General features: G+C 69.6%; 16 protein-coding genes. 7 read left to right on the top strand and 9 right to left on the bottom strand.

Going from position 1 to position 16947, the window contains the following annotated elements; translation table 11 throughout:
- The first annotated feature begins 97 nt into the window (after positions 1 to 97).
- Together ACFYPJ_RS05895 and ACFYPJ_RS05890 are read left to right on the top strand one after the other, a co-directional pair.
- Complete coding sequence (locus tag ACFYPJ_RS05895; RefSeq protein ID WP_389011084.1) at positions 98 to 1099, top strand: ATP-binding cassette domain-containing protein; 1002 nt, start codon at positions 98 to 100, stop codon at positions 1097 to 1099.
- Entirely contained in the window at positions 1096 to 1905 is an 810-nt protein-coding gene (locus ACFYPJ_RS05890) for an ABC transporter permease (RefSeq protein WP_389011081.1), read from the top strand. The genes ACFYPJ_RS05895 and ACFYPJ_RS05890 overlap by 4 nt, the downstream gene beginning before the upstream one ends.
- Here the strand turns inward: ACFYPJ_RS05890 and ACFYPJ_RS05885 are convergent.
- The 4 genes from ACFYPJ_RS05885 to ACFYPJ_RS05870 all read right to left on the bottom strand — a co-directional run bounded on the left by ACFYPJ_RS05885 (position 1883) and on the right by ACFYPJ_RS05870 (position 8529).
- Entirely contained in the window at positions 1883 to 5065 is a 3183-nt protein-coding gene (locus ACFYPJ_RS05885; RefSeq protein WP_389011078.1) for an ATP-binding protein, read from the bottom strand. The genes ACFYPJ_RS05890 and ACFYPJ_RS05885 overlap by 23 nt on opposite strands.
- 250 nt (positions 5066 to 5315) lie before the next feature.
- Positions 5316 to 6050: a 5-formyltetrahydrofolate cyclo-ligase gene (locus ACFYPJ_RS05880; RefSeq protein ID WP_389011075.1), complete on the bottom strand. Its 735-nt coding sequence runs from the start codon at positions 6048 to 6050 to the stop codon at positions 5316 to 5318.
- A 420-nt stretch (positions 6051 to 6470) separates the two neighbouring features.
- Positions 6471 to 7079, bottom strand: a complete 609-nt coding sequence (locus ACFYPJ_RS05875; RefSeq protein ID WP_389011072.1) for a YdcF family protein — start codon at positions 7077 to 7079, stop codon at positions 6471 to 6473.
- Between the two features lie 25 nt (positions 7080 to 7104).
- Positions 7105 to 8529, bottom strand: a complete 1425-nt coding sequence (locus ACFYPJ_RS05870; protein ID WP_389011069.1) for a hypothetical protein — start codon at positions 8527 to 8529, stop codon at positions 7105 to 7107.
- 512 nt (positions 8530 to 9041) lie between these two features.
- Between ACFYPJ_RS05870 and ACFYPJ_RS05865 the strand changes: the two genes are divergently transcribed.
- Positions 9042 to 9260: a hypothetical protein gene (locus ACFYPJ_RS05865; RefSeq protein WP_389011066.1), complete on the top strand. Its 219-nt coding sequence runs from the start codon at positions 9042 to 9044 to the stop codon at positions 9258 to 9260.
- Between the two features lie 136 nt (positions 9261 to 9396).
- On the top strand, positions 9397 to 10041 hold the full coding sequence (locus ACFYPJ_RS05860; RefSeq protein WP_389011063.1) for a hypothetical protein: 645 nt from the start codon (positions 9397 to 9399) through the stop codon (positions 10039 to 10041).
- Here the strand turns inward: ACFYPJ_RS05860 and ACFYPJ_RS05855 are convergent.
- Positions 10032 to 11387, bottom strand: coding sequence for a sensor histidine kinase (locus tag ACFYPJ_RS05855; RefSeq protein ID WP_389011060.1), 1356 nt, complete (start codon positions 11385 to 11387; stop codon positions 10032 to 10034). The two genes, ACFYPJ_RS05860 and ACFYPJ_RS05855, sit on opposite strands and share 10 nt — an antisense overlap.
- 43 nt (positions 11388 to 11430) lie before the next feature.
- Positions 11431 to 12108, bottom strand: a complete 678-nt coding sequence (locus ACFYPJ_RS05850; RefSeq protein ID WP_389011057.1) for a response regulator transcription factor — start codon at positions 12106 to 12108, stop codon at positions 11431 to 11433.
- A 222-nt stretch (positions 12109 to 12330) separates the two neighbouring features.
- Here ACFYPJ_RS05850 and ACFYPJ_RS05845 point away from each other — a divergent pair, with 222 nt between their 5' ends.
- On the top strand, positions 12331 to 12801 hold the full coding sequence (locus ACFYPJ_RS05845; RefSeq protein WP_389011054.1) for a hypothetical protein: 471 nt from the start codon (positions 12331 to 12333) through the stop codon (positions 12799 to 12801).
- A gap of 340 nt (positions 12802 to 13141) precedes the next feature.
- On the opposite strand, the gene ACFYPJ_RS05840 is transcribed toward ACFYPJ_RS05845, so the two are convergent.
- Positions 13142 to 14473 carry a lanthionine synthetase LanC family protein gene (locus ACFYPJ_RS05840; RefSeq protein WP_389011051.1) on the bottom strand — a complete coding sequence of 444 codons (1332 nt, stop codon included), beginning with the start codon at positions 14471 to 14473 and terminating at the stop codon, positions 13142 to 13144.
- A 204-nt stretch (positions 14474 to 14677) separates the two neighbouring features.
- On the opposite strand from ACFYPJ_RS05840, the gene ACFYPJ_RS05835 reads away from it, so the two are divergent.
- Positions 14678 to 14851 (top strand): hypothetical protein, encoded by a 174-nt coding sequence (locus tag ACFYPJ_RS05835; RefSeq protein ID WP_389011048.1) that lies wholly within the window; start codon positions 14678 to 14680, stop codon positions 14849 to 14851.
- 206 nt (positions 14852 to 15057) lie between these two features.
- Positions 15058 to 15756, top strand: a complete 699-nt coding sequence (locus ACFYPJ_RS05830) for a Crp/Fnr family transcriptional regulator (protein ID WP_389011045.1) — start codon at positions 15058 to 15060, stop codon at positions 15754 to 15756.
- A 90-nt stretch (positions 15757 to 15846) separates the two neighbouring features.
- Here the strand turns inward: ACFYPJ_RS05830 and ACFYPJ_RS05825 are convergent, their stop codons facing one another.
- Together ACFYPJ_RS05825 and ACFYPJ_RS05820 are read right to left on the bottom strand one after the other, a co-directional pair.
- Positions 15847 to 16275 carry a VOC family protein gene (locus tag ACFYPJ_RS05825; RefSeq protein WP_389011042.1) on the bottom strand — a complete coding sequence of 143 codons (429 nt, stop codon included), beginning with the start codon at positions 16273 to 16275 and terminating at the stop codon, positions 15847 to 15849.
- 64 nt (positions 16276 to 16339) lie between these two features.
- Complete coding sequence (locus tag ACFYPJ_RS05820) at positions 16340 to 16858, bottom strand: Pycsar system effector family protein (protein ID WP_389011039.1); 519 nt, start codon at positions 16856 to 16858, stop codon at positions 16340 to 16342.
- Positions 16859 to 16947: the final 89 nt, after the last annotated feature.

Here is a 16947-nt window from a genome sequence, read left to right as displayed (position 1 = left end):
CCGGTTTCACCGGACGGAGTCCGCCGTGCACCGGTGCCGGGCGGGCTGAAACCGGGTTGAAGCCGTTCTGAACCCGGCCGGCCGCAGGCTCTGCCGCATGACCACCACCAACGACCACCTCGCGATCCACGCGAGCGGACTGCGGAAGTCCTACGGGGACAAGACCGTCCTCGACGGCATCGACTTCCAGGTGCCCGCCGGCACCGTCTTCTCGCTGCTCGGACCGAACGGCGCGGGCAAGACCACCGCCGTCACCATCCTCTCCACGCTGATCTCCGCCGACGCGGGAGAGGCGCGGATCGCCGGACACGACCTCACCACCGAGGCCCAGGCGGTACGGGCCGCCATCGGGGTCACCGGTCAGTTCTCCGCCGTGGACGGGCTGATCACCGGCGAGGAGAACATGCTCCTGATGGCCGACCTGCACCATCTGCCGCGCGCCGAGGGCCGCCGGGTGGTCGCCGGACTGCTGGAGCGGTTCGACCTGGTGGAGGCCGCGCGGAAGCCCGCCTCCACGTACTCCGGCGGTATGAAGCGCCGCCTCGACATCGCCATGACCCTGGTCGGCGACCCGCGGATCATCTTCCTCGACGAGCCGACCACCGGTCTCGACCCGCGGTCCCGGCACACCATGTGGCAGATCATCCGTGAGCTGGTCTCCGGCGGCACCACCGTCTTCCTCACCACCCAGTACCTGGAGGAGGCCGACCAGCTCGCCGACCGCATCGCGGTGCTCGACGGCGGCAGGCTGGTCGCCCAGGGCAGCGCCGAGGAACTCAAGCGGCTCGTCCCCGGCGGCCACGTCCGGCTGCGCTTCTCCGACCCGCGGGCGTACGAGCGGGCGGCGACCGCACTGCGCGGGAGCACCCGGGACGACACCGCGCTCACCCTCCAAGTCCCCAGCGACGGCAGTCAGCGCGAGCTGCGCGCCGTCCTCGACTGGCTGGACGCCACCGGCATCGAGGCCGACGAACTGTCCGTGCACACCCCGGACCTGGACGACGTGTTCTTCGCCCTGACCGGCGGCGCCGCCCCCACCGTCCCCCACATGTCCGCCGCCGCCCCCGGCACGTCCGCCGAAGAGGAGACCGTCCGATGAGCGCCGCTTCCCAACCGCTGCGGGCCCACCCGTTCCGCGACAACCTGACCATGCTGCGACGCAACCTGCTGCACGCCCGCCGCTACCCCGCCCTCACCCTGAACGTCGTCCTCACCCCGGTCGTCCTGCTGCTGCTGTTCGTGTACGTCTTCGGCGACGTGATGAGCGCCGGCATCAACGGCGGCCACGCGGACCGTTCCGACTATGTCGCCTACCTCGTGCCCGGCATCCTCCTGATGACCGTCGGCGGTACCGCGCTCGGTACCGCGGTGTCGGTCGCCACCGACATGACCGAGGGCATCATCGACCGGTTCCGCACCATGGCGATCTCCCGCGCGTCTGTGCTGATCGGCCATGTAGTCGCCGGTGTGATCCAGACGCTGCTGGCGCTGGCCCTGGTGCTGGCCGTCGGGATCGCCGTCGGCTTCCGGCCCGGCGCGGGGCCGGTGGAGTGGCTCGCCGCGGTCGGGCTGCTGGCGCTGGTCTCGCTCGCGCTGACCTGGCTCGCGGTCGGCATCGGCCTGTCCTCCCCCAACCCGGAGGGCGCCAGCAACATCGGGCTGCCGCTGATGATGCTGCCGCTGCTGTCCAGCGCGTTCGTGCCGGTCGACGCCATGCCGGGCTGGTTCCGCTGGTTCGCCGAGTACCAGCCGTTCTCGCCCGCCATCGAGACCTTGCGCGGACTGCTGCTGGGCGGCGGGACCGGCACCGGGAACGCCGTCCTGGCCGTCGCCTGGAGCCTGGGTCTGGTGCTGCTCGGCTACTTGTGGTCCAAGGCGCGGTTCACCCGGGAGCCACGTCGTTGAGTTCGCGCAGCGCCGCAGCCCGCAGTTCGTCCCGCCCCAGGGCGGCGTACGCCGATCTCGCCTCGGTGTACGCCGCCCTGTCGGCGCGCTCGGCGGTCTGCCGGGAACGCGTCGCCGACAGCGTGGGGAACTCCCGTACCGCCGGCATCCGGTCCGCCAGGGCCAGCAGACGGACCGCCGTCGTACGCCCCGTCGCGAGCCCGGCGAACCCGAGCGCCAGCAGGGTCGTGCCGTAGACCGGGAGTTCCAGGGGGGTCGACCTGTCCCCGGGGCCGGACAGCATGGTCAGCAGCCGCTGCCGAAGCTGCTCGGCCAGCCCGGCCACCGGATCGAGCCGGCCGTGCTGCGCGTGCGCGGCCAGCGCCGCCGACCTGACCTGGAGCGACCACGGATCCACGAACGGGTCGTCGGCCTGCCGCACGCCGTCCTCCCCGGTCCGCTCCATCGCCTGCCGCCACAGCCCGAGCCCCGTCTCGGTACGGCCCCGGGCCAGCGCGATCTCGGCCCGGGCCGGCAGGTCGGGGGTGAAGACGGCCGTGGGCTGCGACTGCTCGTCCAGGGCGGCGAGCCCCAGCCAGTACTCCGCCTCGTCGACCTCACCGCGTTGGAGACAGGCCAGCACCAGCCCCCAGCGGACGCCGACCGGGTCCAGCCACTCGCCGAAGTGGTCGAGCGACTTCAGCGCGGCGCGCAGGTGGCGGTGTGCCTCCTCGCCCCGCTCGGACTGGAGGCACAGCTCACCGGTCCGCCCGTGACCGAGCAGGTTCAGCGCCGGATTGCCCAGCGGCTGAAGCGCCTCGACCATCCGGCGGGCGCAGTCGAGTGCGCGCTCGGTGTCGTACTCGAACTCCCAGACATAGCTGGCGACGCCTGCCGCGACGCCCGCCAGCAGCAGTTCGTCGGCGTCACAGAGCTCCTGGAGCCGCTCGTACCGGGTCGGGTGCGCGTCCGGCAGGGCGCACAGGACGGTGGACAGTGCACGCAGCACCGTGTCGGGCGGGGCGGGCGGCAGCCGGCGCAGGGTGGCCAGGTGGCGTACGGCGTGCGGACCGTGCCCCATGAAGAGGCCGGCCGTGCACACGGCCGCCGCACTGCGGGCCGCCTCGACGTCCACGGCGTCCCCGGGGCTCTCGGGGTCGGCAGGGTTCTGGGCGTTCGCGGATCCGGGCCGGAAACGGGACAGTGGTTCGCCGGTCTCGGTGGCCAGCGCGGCGAGCCGGGCGAAGTGGGAGTCGGTGACCCACAGCGAGGCCAGCACGGCGGTGAGACCCGCGGTGGCGGGCCCGTCGGACCGGGCCAGCGCGTACCGCAACGCCAGGACCAGGTTGTCCTGCTCGGCCCGGATACGGTGCCAGGAAGGCAGCGGATCGCTGCTGAACAGCACGTCGTGGTGGGCCCGGCCGAAGTCGCGGGCCCAGCCGAGGAACCGCCCGGTGACCGCCTCCTCCTCGCCCGCCTCGGCGCGGCGCGCGGCCCCGAACTCGCGCAGCGTCTCCAGCATGCGAAAGCGCACCCCGGTGGCGCTGTCGCCCACTTCGATCAGGGACTGGCCGGCCAGCTGCTCCAGCAGGGCGACGGCGTCACCGGTCCCGTCGAGCACGCTCTGCGCCGCGTCCGCGGTGAACCCCCCGGGGAACATGGACAGCGCCCGCAGCGCCGCCCGGCTGTCGCTCTCCAGCAGGTTCCAGCTCCACTCGACCACCGCGTGCAGCGTGCGGTGCCGCTCGGGCGCGTCGCGGGCTCCGCCGCGCAGCAGGGCGAACCGGTCCTTCAGCCGGTGCGCGATGTCGGTCACGGACAGGACCCTCACCCGGGCCGCGGCGAGTTCCACGGCCAGCGGCAGCCCGTCCAGATGACGGCAGATCTCGGTGACCCGGTCGGCGGGCAGCTCCACACCGGGCCTGGCCGCCCTCGCCCGCTGCCCGAAGAGGTCCACCGAGTCCGTCAGGGACAGTTCCGGCAGCGCGTACACGGACTCTGAGGTCAGGCCCAGCGGGGCCCGGCTGGTGGCCAGGATCCGCAGCTGACGGGAGCGCGACACGAGCGCCTGCACCAGGCCGGCGGCGCCGCGCACCACGTGCTCGCAGTTGTCCAGCACCAGCAGCGCGGGCCCGGGACCCAGCGCGGCGGCGATGCCGCTCACCCGGTCCTTGCCGGCGCCGAACTGCAGGCCCTCCCCGGCGCCGACCGCCGAGGCGACCTCGGCGGTCACCTCGTCGTCGGAGGTGACACCGGCCAGCGTGACGAAGTGCACCACGGGCTGCTCGGCCGCCCAGCTCACCGCGTGGGACAGCCGGGTCTTGCCGAGTCCGCCGGGCCCGGTGACGGTGACCACCCGGACCCGGCGCAGCAGCCCGGCCACGGCGGTGACGTCGGCGTCCCGGCCCAGCAGCGGGTTGGGGTCGTGCGGCACACCGTGCCGGACCGGCGCGGTGTCCGCGTGCAGCAGCCGCTGGTGCACCGACCGCAGTCCCGGGCCCGGATCGGTGCCCAGGTCTTCGCGCAGCCGGCGGCGGTAGTTGTCGTACCGGGCCAGGGCCGCGGCCCGGCCCACGGTGCGGGCCTCGCAGCCCAGCAGTTCCGCGAGTACTTCCTCGTCCCGTGGAAGTTCCGCGGCCAGCTTGGCGAGCGGCGCCGTCGCCTCGGCGGCCTGCCCCAGCCGGGCGAGCGCCAGCGCCCGGGAGCGGACCAGTGCCCGCAGCGCCGGGACGTGGTCGACGCGCAGCGCGGTCACCGGGTCGTGCAGGTCCTCGCCCGCCCCGGCGCCGGTGTTCCCGTCCCACAGCGCGAGCCCCGCCTCGGCCTGCGCCAGGGCGTCCGAGTAGTCGCCGGCCCGGGCCCGCTCGGCGCTCGCCGCTTCGTACAGCAGCAGCGCGCAGGCGTCGACCTGTGCCTCCTCCAGTGCGAGCCGGTAGCCGGTGGGTGTGCTCACGATCAGTTCGGCACCCACTTGCGCCCGCAGCCGCGACACCAGGACCTGCACCGCCTTGCCGGGCCGCTCCGGCAGCTCATCCGGCCACAGCCCGTCCACCAGCCGGCCGGTGCTGCACCCGGTCCGCAGATCCCGTGCGAGCAGCGCGAGCAGTCCGCGCAGCCGGGGCGCGGTGATCTCCCGCCCGCGGTGGGCGACGCGGGACAGCAGGGCCAGGTCGGTGCTCACCTGTGCAGGGTAACGAGGAGGCGTTGTCGTCAGAGGTCACACCCGGATCGGTGGTGATGCCGGGGCGGCGGTCGACGGGCGGGCCTCGGGACGGACGGCGGGCACCGGGCGCCGCCCATGAACCGCGCCGGCGCTCCAACAAGCGCGCCAAGTACAGGCGGCCCACCCCTGATCCCATGCTCCCCCTACTTTGAAGCTCCTGGAGAACACCTGTGCTCGCGTGAGCCTGTGAAGGGCGGAGCGAGCCCCTTTACGTGTCTCTGGAATTTTGCCTGCGACTCGCCAAGGCAGGGATGGCGGAAATCGCTTCCGGTGTCAGATAACCCCAGATAATCCCTGGGCGACGTCGACTCGGCCTACATTCAAAGATCTCGTCCGGCGTGATGATCAGATCCACGCGAAAATCGTGCTCGGTCTCCGGTATTTTGTCATTGAGAACCTGCGAGGGATGAACTGTCGTCGCAATAAGAGTACGCGGACCCAAGAGGCCGGCCTCGTGAAGCAAGGCTACTTCGATATCGGAATATCCGGCACCTTTTCCGAGGCGGGCCCCATCGCGGTTGACGGCAACGCTCCCACACACAACCAGATCAACGGGCAGCATTTCATCCAGGTCCACCGGCTGCGCAAAATTCGCCACTGCACGGTGGGCGGCGGCCTCGCGCGGAGGAACGGTAAGCTCAGCAGGATTCAGATAGTAGAACGGATTCTCCGTGGCAAGCTTCGGGGAGGCCATGTAGAGCCGTTTACCTTCTTCAAGCGCCCGGACACGGACGGGAAACTGAGCCAGATCGGGAACTGATTTGATGATGCGCGCAGCTTGCCAAGCCGGATGTTGGGTGAGTCGGGTAGCTGCGAGGTCCGCACCAACAAAATCCGGGATATGGCCTGCTACCCCTGGTGGCGCTGCATGCTCTCGTTCCAAGAGGTTCCACACTCTTTCACGGAGTGCTTGTTTGGCCTGCTGGATCCTTGCATTGTTCACGCGATGCTCCTTTGCTGCCGCATCAGGCTGTCATGAGATTCATCAGCCGATCGTGTACGTCATGCACGACCGGAACATCCCTCCACGGACTCAGCTCACACCCTGCCTGGAAAACAAGGGTCAAGCCGCCGCCGCCTCGGTGACGCTCCACGATGTCAATCGCGGCATAGATCGCAGCAACAGTTTCATCAAGCTTGCGTTGCCGGATGTAGGCCAGCGGGAGATTGGCGGGACGGACCGGCGGACGAGTCGGCGGCCACCACCGAGGGAGACACATCGGGTCAACGGTAGGTGACATCATCCCGGGCCCTGTCCCGAAGCGCAGCGATCAGCGCCGCCGACACCGAAGTCCCGTACCTGCTGCCTTCCCCGGTGGCCGGTACAGGGCTTTTCATGTTTCTGATAGGGCGTCAGGTGAAGTCAGCCTTGCCAGGCACCACTAATAATAGTCACGCCCCTGAAACTTCCCTCCGAAACACGTCGGGGGACTTCTTTCCATTCGCGGATTACTCGGCGCTTACCGTCGGGAATCCCAAGCCAATCGGTGCGACTGATTTTCTCGCCTGCGTAAATTGGTTCCCAAGAAATTCCGTAGAAGGGTCCAATATCAGGGACTAGTGTTGCTAGGCAATGAAGGGCTCGACGGTGGTACCACTTACTAACTGCGGTGACCTTCAATCCCGATTCCAGGGCTTCCCGAAGGTAGGGGAGGGACAGCTCTACGTTCTGCCATGTATTGGCTGCCTGATCTTCGCACCGAATGGCACTGTCAGGGACTCCATGCTCAATAAGTAGCTCACGGAACATGTGGGCTTCCACAATTCCTGTGTGCCGGTTGATTCCTCCGGTTGCGATGATCAGAGGCGCAAGTCCTTTGTGATACCGCTGTGCCGCGATCTCGACCGGCTGAGTTTGGTTCGTCCCGAACAGGAAGTGGGCGGTTGGCTCATCCTGTGGCGGTGGCGCCTCAATGTCTACGAAACTTGTGATTCCACGAATCTGTTCTGCGCTGAGATCAGCACCGATCATTACGCCCCTCCGGGTGAGTGAATGACTAGATGGTGGTTCCGGTTAGTAGGCTAGTCACTTCCAGGTATCGAGCTTGGTACTCATCCACCTGACCGGAATTAGCGAAGTCACGTTCAAGAATACTGCCGAGTTTTCCAGCAAGAGTTACGGTCGGCCATGCCGGACGGCTTCCTGCGAGCGCGTCATGGCCAGCGGATACGGCTTCATCTAGGTTTCCGGCTCCTGCTTGGGCAAGCCCCAGGATGAGCAGAGCACGGGCGTAACTGGACGGGTGTTCACCGCGCTGCCGCGCCTCGGGTCGATAGAGCGTTTGCAGTACGCGGTTGGTGGCGGTCACTGCCTCCTCGTGTCGTCCCAGCAGCATCAACGATGTGGCGGTGTACGGAGGATCTTCCCCAGGGGAAATGGAGAAGGCACCCGTAACCTTCACACCGTCAGGCAATTTCGTCATCTCCTTGGATGCATAGCGCCTTGCTGTCTCCGTGCGGTCTGCGTCGCCCGTCATCGCTGCGGCCCGCATTTCTTGTGTGGCTAACTTCGCATGAACCAGAGTCCCCGACGCGGTGACACTCTGTCCTTGGGAAGCCAGCGCCACGGACTGGTGAGGTCGCCCCTGATAGAAGGCAATCAGAGACTTCGTGAGAACGGCCCATCCCGACAATTCTGGGTGGCCGACCTCTCGGCTCCGCCGTTCGGCGTCATTGCACCAGATTTGCGCTGCTGCGTGCGCACCCATATCACATGCGGCAATTCCAAGGAGACACGAAAGCCACCCGACAGATAGTGTGATTTCATTTCTCCGTCCACCCGGCATGGTGGTTTCGAGAAAATTGCTTGCGCAGTTCCTGACGGTGAGCAGTTCGTCATAAACTTCTGTTGGTGGCATAGAGCAAATCGTCAGGGTGTAGTGATCGATGAGCTCACCGAGAACAACCGGAAGCATGCTCGCACTATCATTGCTCATTACTTTGAGAGCTTGAATGACACGCTGCCCCCGGCTGATCTGTGTTGCAGCAACGGACAGGGTGGTAGAAGCGGGGACGAAAACGCGTCGGTCGACGCCTACTGAATCCACCCGTGGTGGGGCCGACTCTTCAGGGACGCGGCCAATCTCAGCGTCCGGCTGTGCCGGGTTGCTGTGACGTTCCCATGAGCGCGCCGGTAATCCGAGCATTTCGCCCGGGATGCCGAATCCGTCTGCAACGCGCTCGATGACTTCCCGTCCCCGGATGCCCCGGACACCCCGGATGATGTCGCTGACCCGAGAGCTGGTCATCTTGCCGATGGCCGCCGCCATGACAGCATGACTTGATCCAGTACGGCGATTGACAAGCCGGAAGATCTCCTGAAAGTTCTGCGCGGCGCATGCCTGTTGCATGGCCTCACTTCGGAGAAGCGCGTCGGGGATTGTCAGCGGATAGCTGCTGCGCCGGGTCTCGTGTTCGTCCATGGGCCACCTGAACAGGGACGGCAGTGATCTCTTCAGAGTAGTCCGGGCCGCGCGGCGGGGTTCCCCGAATTCGCGGCAACGGGGATCCCCAAGGAGGGTCGTGGGGTTCCCCGTTCGTACTTCCCCCGGTGACGTGCCTGCTCGAAGCTCTGGAGACGGTACGCATCCGTGCCGGGCAGCGAGTACCCCGCGACGGTGCGAACGTCCGGGGGCGCGGCCACCAACCGACAAGGGGTTGAGGACATTGCCCAAAACTGCAAACGGACTCCTCGGACTGCGCCAGCGGGCGGATACGGGATCAGGGGCGGTGCGGTGAGTACGGCCGACACCGACGCGCGCCGGTGGGAGTACACGACGTACGCCCCCGCTGGAGAGATCTGCCCGGCGTGCGGGAAGCCGGTCAAGAGCCTGGAGAGCTGCCGCCGGGGACTGCTCGCCGGGCGGGATTCGTCTCCGGTCGTGGCCTATTGGCACATGGTTTGTGCCCTGAAGGAGGCGGGGCGGTGATCCCCATGGTCGAGTACAAGAGCGCGCGTGCTGAGGCTGAGCACACAGCGGCCTTGCTGCGGGCGGCCCTGCGACGCGCCGGAATCCCCGAGCACGAGACCGTGTGGGTGCGCGCCCTGGTCACCGGCAAGGGACGGGCATACGTGGAGATCGGGGCCCTTCCGGTCGGTTCAGCGGTGAAGCTCTTGAACGGGCTTCCTCTGGCGCCGGGGACGTCAGAATGAGCCGCGCAAACTGCGGGCCGGCCCGGGCCGACGGCAACCCGTGTGACCCTGACTGCAAGCCCGCGTCCGACGGCGGCGACTGTTCGCCCGCGGAACAGGAAGCGTGCGACCCGAAGTACAGCGAGTGAGGCGGCTCATGGACTGGAAGCCCTACGCGCAACGGCTCGCGGCCGAGGTGACCCCGTCCGTCTCACGATGGCGGGCGGCGGTCGCCACCACCCCGCGGCATGTCTTCGTGCCTCGATGGTGGGAACCGGCGGGCGGTGGAGTGTGGGCGCTGCGGGACGGGCCGGCCGACAAGGAGGCGGACGGCGGCGCGCGGGGGGTCGTCGAGTGGGACCGCGCCGGGTTCATGAGTACCCGGACCGGGGTCGACTACCCGCCGGGGGAAGGCGAGTTGTTCGGGGCCGTACGCGACCACGAGGGCGAGCAGGTGACCGAGGGCCGCTATCCGGTGCTGAACGTGGCAGAGGCGTGGGACGTCCGCGCCATGCTCGAACTCGCCGTGCCCGGTGTCGAGACGCACTACGAAGAACGCGGTGAGCAGCGTACGGCGTGGCTGGTCCACACCGACGGCTCATGGGCACGCGCCTCGGCGACCTGGATCGATCCGCCCACAGTCCATCAGAGCGGTCCCAGGCGGTTGTGGACAGCTTTGGAACGCATCCGGCACCGGCTGAATACCGAGGGCGGGCTGCCGATCTACGGCAGTCGCGTGCACATCACACCTGATGGCGTCTGTCACTTCACGCGCGGGCAGTGGTCGGCCCGCTACGGCTGACCGCATCCTGACCGTCCCGTCCGTCGCTCCCCTCCCCGGCGGACGGACGGGGCTTCCCGTTGTGCGCCCGCGCCCTGCCCCGGTTCCTGCCCCGGCAGCCGCAGCAGCACGCGGGCGCCGCCCCGTGGGCTGGTGTGGAGGGTGAGGGTTCCGCCGTGGGCGCGGGCGATGTCCCTGGCGATGGCGAGGCCGAGGCCGGTTCCGCCGCCGTCCCGGGTGCGGGCGTCGTCGAGCCGGGTGAAGCGTTCGAAGACGCGTTCACGATCGGGTTCCGGGATGCCGGGACCGTCGTCGTCCACGGACAGTTCGACCATGCCGTCGCTCACCCCAAGGCTGATCGACACGTCGGTGCGCGTGTGTCTGCGGGCGTTGTCGGTGAGGTTGGTGAGCAGCCGGGAGAGTTGTACGCGGCTGCCGTGGACCACGGCCGGCGGGCCGTCCCCGGCCGAGCCGGTGTCGGCGTCGGACGTCACCACCGTGCCGGGGTGGCGTCGCACCTCGTCGGCGGCCAGTGCCGCGAGGTCCACGGGCGTGCGGGGAGGTGCCTCCTGCGCGTCGAGCCGGGCGAGCAGGAGCAGGTCGGAGGCGATGGCCTGGAGGCGTTCGGTGTCCTGGAGGGCTTTGCGCACGCCGGTCGCCCAGTGGGTCCGGGAGGGGTGGGCCAGGGTCAGTTCGAGCTGGGCGCGTACGGCCGCGATGGGGCTGCGCAGTTCATGGGAGGCGTCCGCGACGAACTGGCGCTGCCGGGCCATGGCCCCGTGCAGCTTGTCCAGGGTGGCGTTCATCGTCCGGGCCAGCCGGTGGATCTCGTCGCGCGCTTTGGGGACGGGGACGCGGCGGTGCAGGTCGCGCGCGGTGATCTCGGTGAACTCCTTGCGGATGGCGGCCACGGGGCGCAGCGCGCGCCCGACCAGCAGCCAGGTGAGAGCGGCCACGAACAGCACGAGTCCGGCGGCCCCGGGGGCGACCTGGTGCAACAGGAGCCGGGTGGCGCGGTCGAGGGCGGTGGTCGACGGGGCGACCTCCACGTCGTACGGCGTGCTCCCCTCCGCGGAGGGGAGGGCACGTGTGCTGTCGACCGGCTGTTCGGCCGGGAGCGTGGGGACCGGCTGCCCCACCGAGTCCGTGATGTGCACCGACGACGGTGCGATGATCACCGATTTGCCCTCGGCCGGCCTGTACCGCGCCAGTTGGCCCTCGATGCTGACGGCGGCCTGCGCGGCGTCCGCCCTCGCGCTCTCGCGCAGGTTCTGCTGCAGGACCAGTACCAGGGCCAGCATGCACAGGGCGATCGCGAGGGCGACGGTCCCGGTGGCGGCTGCCGTGGCCTTGGCGCGGACGCTCATTCCGGTCAGCGTCCTCGTTCCGGTCGGCATCCTCATGCCGTGTTCACCCCCCGCTGCGGGCCAGCAGATATCCCGCGCCTCGTATCGTGCGGATCGCCTGTCGTCCGTAGGGCACGTCGATCTTCCGGCGCAGGGCCCTGATGTAGACCTCGATGAGATTGGCGCCGCCGTCGTAGGCGGTGTCCCACACCGTGTGCACGATCTCGGTCTTGGAGACCACCTGTCCGGCGCGGCGTGCCAGGCACTCCAGTACGGCGAATTCCTTGACCGTCAGCGTGATCTTCTCGCCTCCCCGGCTGCAGCTCAGGGCCGCCGGCTCCAGCCGCAGGTCACCCAGTTCGAGCACCTCCGGCCGCTCCAGGCCACCGCGCCGTACCAGGGCCCGTAGCCGGGCGATCAGTACGACGTAGGAGAACGGCTTGGTCAGATAGTCGTCGGCGCCGCAGTCGAGACCGTCGGCCTCGTCGTACTCGCCGTCCTTGGCGGTCAGCATCAGGATCGGCGTCCAGACGCCGGCCTCTCGCAGCCGGGTGCAGACCCGGTAGCCGGACAGTCCCGGGAGCATGACGTCCAGCAGGACGGCCGCGTACGCGGAGTGCTGGGCCAGGGCCAGGCCGCTCGGTCCGTCGCTCGCCGTCTCGACGGTGAATCCCTCCTGCTCCAGACCTTCTTGGAGGAGTTCGCGGAGCCGGGCGTCGTCTTCCACCACGAGGATGCGCACACGGGGAGTATGGCACGCACGACCTGAGTCCCAGCTGAAAATCGGAGGCAGTTATTCCGGGGCTTGGTGGCCGCCAGGCGAGATCCCCATGTCGCCTTCTGTGGACGGGTGTTGGTGCAGAACGGGGCTGGTGGGAGCGGTCGTAGGACCAGCCTTTGCAGCGGCCTTCGGTACGGGGGCGAGCGGCTTCAGCGGGGCCTCAGCATCGGTGTGCCACGGTGAATGCATCAGCAGGCCGCGACGGTCTGCCGGACTCGAACTCCCAGGAAAAAGGTGATGGTTGTGGCTGGTTTCCGTTCCACCGTCAGGACGCGTCGGGTTGTCGCACTCGCTGTCGCGGCCGGTGTGTTGTCACTGGGGAGCGTGGCCACCGCCACGGCCGCCACGACGTCCACCGCCAAGGACTCCGCCACGCACGCCGGCTCGGTGGTGCGTGCCGCCAAGCACGGCAGGCCCGCGGACGACGACACGTGCGTGCCCGGCATTCCGATTCCGTCCGTGCCGGGCGTTCCGGTGGGCGTGACCCTGCCTTCGGTTCCGACCGTGCCGGCTGTTCCGGTGGAGGGGGTTCCGACCGTGCCCGCGATTCCGGATGGCGGGGTTCCGACCGTGCCGACGATTCCGGCCGGTGGTCACGGTTGTGACACCGTCGTGCCGGGGACGCCCGCCCTGCCCGAGAAGACCGGGCACTAGGAGCATGGGTCAGTAACAGGCAGCTGGCCGAGTGGCCGTGAGCGGTGGGATCAGTCGCGGTCGCCCGGTCGCCGTCTGTGAGGCCGGGATGGGGGCTCTGCCCGTCAGGTGTGCGGCCTGGTCGGACCGTGACGGGGCCGGCCCCGCTGATCAGCCGACCATGACGGCGTTTGTTCTCAACCGGCTCGACCTCGAACAGTCCATCCCCACCACGCATATCGAGATCATCTCGCATGAAAGATCGCGAAGCGCCAGTGGGTCGCCGCGGGCCCTCGTGCGTGGTCGTGGTCAGCTTTGCTGAGATCGTTATGGATTACTTGTCTCGAATGAGGTCACTCGCTCATGATTCCGTCCGGGTACTGCGCAGGTGTGCCGGTACCGCCCACCACTGGTCCGGGCGGTCCACGACCGGGGCGTCGGGGCCGGTCTCGCCGTACCGGGCGAGGCGCAGCAGGTAGGCCGCGATGCCTGCCGCGCCCTGCATCCACGTCGTACGGGGCGGCAGCAGCGGCGGGTCCTCGCGGTGTTCCAGAAAGCGCCAACGGGCGCCCGCGCCGTCCCTGACGACCCGGTCGACCAGCGCATCGCCCATGCGGTGCGCGGCCCGCAGCAGGGTCTGCCTCCTCTCCGGCGCCCGGCAGTCCTGGGCGGCGTCCAGCAGGATGTCTCCGACGCCTGCCGTTCCGCAGCAGCGGCCGTCGTTGTCCCAGAAACCGGGACGGAGGCGTTCCGGCAGACCCGAGGTGAGGATCGAGGTCAGACAGCGCTGCCGCAGTTCGTCGACGTGGTGGCCCGCCACCTCGTTGACCCCTGCGTGCGCCAGCGCGGTGAACAGGTGCGAGGTACCCGCCGGGCCGTGGCACCACGTGTACGTCACCGGTTCCACCTCCCGGCGCGACGGCGGGATCGTGTGCGGGACGACGAAGCCCGCGTCCTTCAACGACCCCACCGAGAGGACGTGCCGGGCGCCTTCCACCGCGGCCTCGACGAAGTCCTCGCGGTCCAGGGCGGCGCCCGCGACTGCCAGTGCGGCCGCGACCCCGGACGTTCCGTGCGAGTAGTTCGGCGCCCTCGACGGTCTCCCCGGCGTCATGCCCCAGTCGAGGCCCGCTTCCGTACGGTCCGCCGCCCGCAGCAGGGCCTCACCTCCCGTCGTCGCGATCACCTCGGTGAACTCGCTCTTCGCCCAGACCGCCGTCATCACCACGCCCGCGGTCCCCATGATGACGTCGGTCAGGGGCGCGTCGGAGCCCGGCTCGAAATCGAGCGTGGTCTTCCATCCGTCGCCGGTGGCCAGGACGGCCAGCCGCCGCAGCGCCACGGCTTCCTCGCCCGGGGCGAGCAGTCTGAGCGCCGTCGCGTCGCCTGCGAGGCCGTCGTACAGCGAGGGCTCCGTCCGCCGCCCGGCCTGTGCCGACAGCCTGGTCACGATGCCGGTCGCCAGTGCCACTTCCGTCGCGCTCAGTGCCCGGTACTGCGCGATTTCGGCCAGCACCGGGGCCAGGCCGGCGATTCCCGCGTACAGCGAGTCGCGGTCCTGTGCCGGTGACGGGGCTTCCGGGGCGCCCTCCACCACCGTCTCCACGAGCCACGGACCCTCGTCCTCGCGCACGTGGTCCAGCACCCACGACCACGCGGCCTCGGCCACGTCCCGATATCCGTCGCTCCTCATCCGGCCACGCTACAACCGCCGGATGAGCCGGTTTGCCCGGTGGGGTGCTGTCGGCCCGTCAGTTCCGGCCGTCGTGGGTACCGGCCTGCGCGGCCGTCCTCAGGTCACGCAGCCAGGCTTCAAGGCCGTCGCGCGGGATCTTGGTAGCGGTGGGAGCGTCCGCGTCGACCTACCGGAAGGGCCTGCGGCAGCAGCCGCAGGGCCGTGCGCCACCAGGGCCGCGGTCACCCGGCTCATGCCGGCGCCCCGCGACCGCGAACCCACCGACGTCCGGGCCTGCCGGGCCACATCGGCAACATCCTGCAGAAACCCGAACTCCACATCGACGGCGAGGGCCACCGCCGGGTCCTCGCCGTCCTCACCTACCTCCGCGCGTGAGCGGCGACGCGCGGGCCGGATGCGAAGGACGGGTGAGAAGCGGCACGCTTGAGTGGAACGGCCGCCGCGGACACCGGCACGATGGTGTCCTGTGCAGGGGGATGTCCCTGCGCGGCGGGAGTTCCGGCTGCGGCGGGAGTTCCTGCGCAACGAGATGCCCCTGCTGTGGGATGTCCGGTGCCGGGGCGGCAGACAGGGGGACGCACGTGGACGTGCCGGACGGGTCCGAGGAGTGGCCCGCGCGCAGCCTGCTGGGCCGGCTCACGGCCCCGGCACGGCGGGACCTGCTGGGCCTCGGGACCGAGGTCCGGTTCGACGCCGGTGACGTGCTGCTGCGCGAGGGCATGGACGACCGGCACGTACTGCTCCTGCTGTCCGGGTTCGTCAAGGTCACCGCGACCGTCGAGAACGGTGAGACCTCGCTGCTCGCCGTCCGGGCCGGCGGTGACACGGTGGGCGAGATGGCGGCCATGGACGGCGCCGCGCGTTCGGCGACGGTGACCGCCTGCAGCCCGGTGACCGCCCGGTCGGTGCGGGACGGCGCCCTGCGGGAACTGATGGCACGCCGCTCCGAGGTCTCCGTCGCGCTGACCGCCCTCGTCGCCGACCGGCTGCGCTGGGCCAACCGGAGACGGCTGGACTTCCGTGGCTATCCGGCGAAGGTGCGGCTGGCCCGGGTGCTGGTGGAACTCGCCGAGTCCTACGGGGTTCCCCGGGCCGGCAAAGTGGTGATCGGCAGCCGGCTCACCCAGCCGGAACTCGCCACCCTGGTCGGCGCCGCCGAGACGACCGTCCACAAGGTGCTGCGGGAACTGCGCGAGGAAGGGCTGCTGGAGACCGGCTACCGGGCCACCACCATCCGCGACCTGCGGGAACTCCAGCGCCTCGCGGACCTGGCACCCTGACGCAACGCACCTCGGGGCTGTCCGCGCGCCTCGCCCGTCCTCCCGTACGAGGACCCGACGGGAACACGAGGAGGACAGGCTCGCGGTCCCTCAGTCGAGGCAGAACTCGTTGCCCTCGATGTCCAGCATCGGGATGCATGCGTCATTGCCGTCGTACAGCGTTCGCACGTGTACCGCGCCGAGCGGGACCAGCCGCGCGCATTCCGCCTCAAGCGCGGCGAGGCGCTCCGGCCCCACGAGTCCGGTGCCGACCCGCACATCGAGATGCACCCGGTTCTTGGCCGCCTTCCCCTCGGGGACGCGCTGGAAGTACAGCCGCGGGCCCTCACCTGAGGGATCGACGCAGGCGAACCACGAATCCCGCTGCACAGCCGGCTGCGAGCGCTGGAAGTCGTCCCAAGTGCCAAATCCCTCCGGCGGCGGCGGTACGACGTACCCCAACACCTCGCACCAGAAACGAGCGAGACGCTCAGGCTCTGCACAGTCGAAGGTGACCTGGAACTTCTTGACCGACGTCATGGGCCCACCGTAGGGGCGAGTGCCGGTCACCGCACGTCAGTTAAGTCCCGTCACATCACTCACATCACGTCAGCGCCGGCAGCAGGGTCACGCCCAGCCCCGCGCTCACCCCCATGACGGCCGTGCACACCACCGCGCGCGCCAGCCAGCGGTACTTGCGCACGGCGACGTGCGCGAGGAACCGTACGGTCTGCGACAGCTCCCGGCGGTCCGCGGCCTCGTCGGGAACGGTGCCGTCGGCGGGCAGGATGTCCGGCCCGTCCGCCAGATGCAGAAAGCTGTAGCGGTTGGCCGCCCGGCCCCGCAGCAGCCGGGGCAGCAGCGTCGCGGCCAGGGTCACCGCGCCGCCGAGCAGACCGCAGACGAACAGCGCCAGCAGCGTCCCGGCGAACACCCCGGCGGCGCCGCCGTGTTCGCAGATCCGCACGGCCTGGCGGGTCCACGCGCCCGCCGTGCCGGCCAGCCCCGCCTGCACCGCCGCCAGAATGCCGGCCTTCGCGTCCGCGTGCTGGTGGGTGGTCTGCAGTGCGGTGAACATGACCTGTGCGGCGTGGCCGTCGGCGGCCTGCCCGGTCGGTGCCATGGGGGGAGCCTCCTGCGCTGGACGAGGGCCTGCTCCCCTCCAGTAAGGAGGGACGGCGGCACCCGGACCAGTCATTTCTGCGGGTTCTT

It is taken from the genome of Streptomyces sp. NPDC006012, from assembly GCF_042871185.1.
GTDB lineage: Bacteria > Actinomycetota > Actinomycetes > Streptomycetales > Streptomycetaceae > Streptomyces.
The sequence above is the reverse complement of the archived record's forward strand: the minus strand, read 5'-3'. Positions and strand labels throughout refer to the sequence as shown.

What these genes read in the sequence shown, in the direction of transcription:
- ACFYPJ_RS05890 (WP_389011081.1), top strand. Translation starts at nt 1,096, where the DNA reads ATGAGCGCCGCTTCCCAACCGCTGCGGGCCCACCCGTTCCGCGACAAC.
- ACFYPJ_RS05825 (WP_389011042.1), bottom strand. Translation starts at nt 16,275, where the DNA reads ATGACGTCGGTCAAGAAGTTCCAGGTCACCTTCGACTGTGCAGAGCCT.
- ACFYPJ_RS05860 (WP_389011063.1), top strand. Translation starts at nt 9,397, where the DNA reads ATGGACTGGAAGCCCTACGCGCAACGGCTCGCGGCCGAGGTGACCCCG.
- ACFYPJ_RS05840 (WP_389011051.1), bottom strand. Translation starts at nt 14,473, where the DNA reads ATGAGGAGCGACGGATATCGGGACGTGGCCGAGGCCGCGTGGTCGTGG.
- ACFYPJ_RS05895 (WP_389011084.1), top strand. Translation starts at nt 98, where the DNA reads ATGACCACCACCAACGACCACCTCGCGATCCACGCGAGCGGACTGCGG.
- ACFYPJ_RS05855 (WP_389011060.1), bottom strand. Translation starts at nt 11,387, where the DNA reads ATGAGCGTCCGCGCCAAGGCCACGGCAGCCGCCACCGGGACCGTCGCC.
- ACFYPJ_RS05875 (WP_389011072.1), bottom strand. Translation starts at nt 7,079, where the DNA reads ATGATCGGTGCTGATCTCAGCGCAGAACAGATTCGTGGAATCACAAGT.
- ACFYPJ_RS05870 (WP_389011069.1), bottom strand. Translation starts at nt 8,529, where the DNA reads ATGGACGAACACGAGACCCGGCGCAGCAGCTATCCGCTGACAATCCCC.
- ACFYPJ_RS05865 (WP_389011066.1), top strand. Translation starts at nt 9,042, where the DNA reads ATGGTCGAGTACAAGAGCGCGCGTGCTGAGGCTGAGCACACAGCGGCC.
- ACFYPJ_RS05820 (WP_389011039.1), bottom strand. Translation starts at nt 16,858, where the DNA reads ATGGCACCGACCGGGCAGGCCGCCGACGGCCACGCCGCACAGGTCATG.
- ACFYPJ_RS05845 (WP_389011054.1), top strand. Translation starts at nt 12,331, where the DNA reads ATGCATCAGCAGGCCGCGACGGTCTGCCGGACTCGAACTCCCAGGAAA.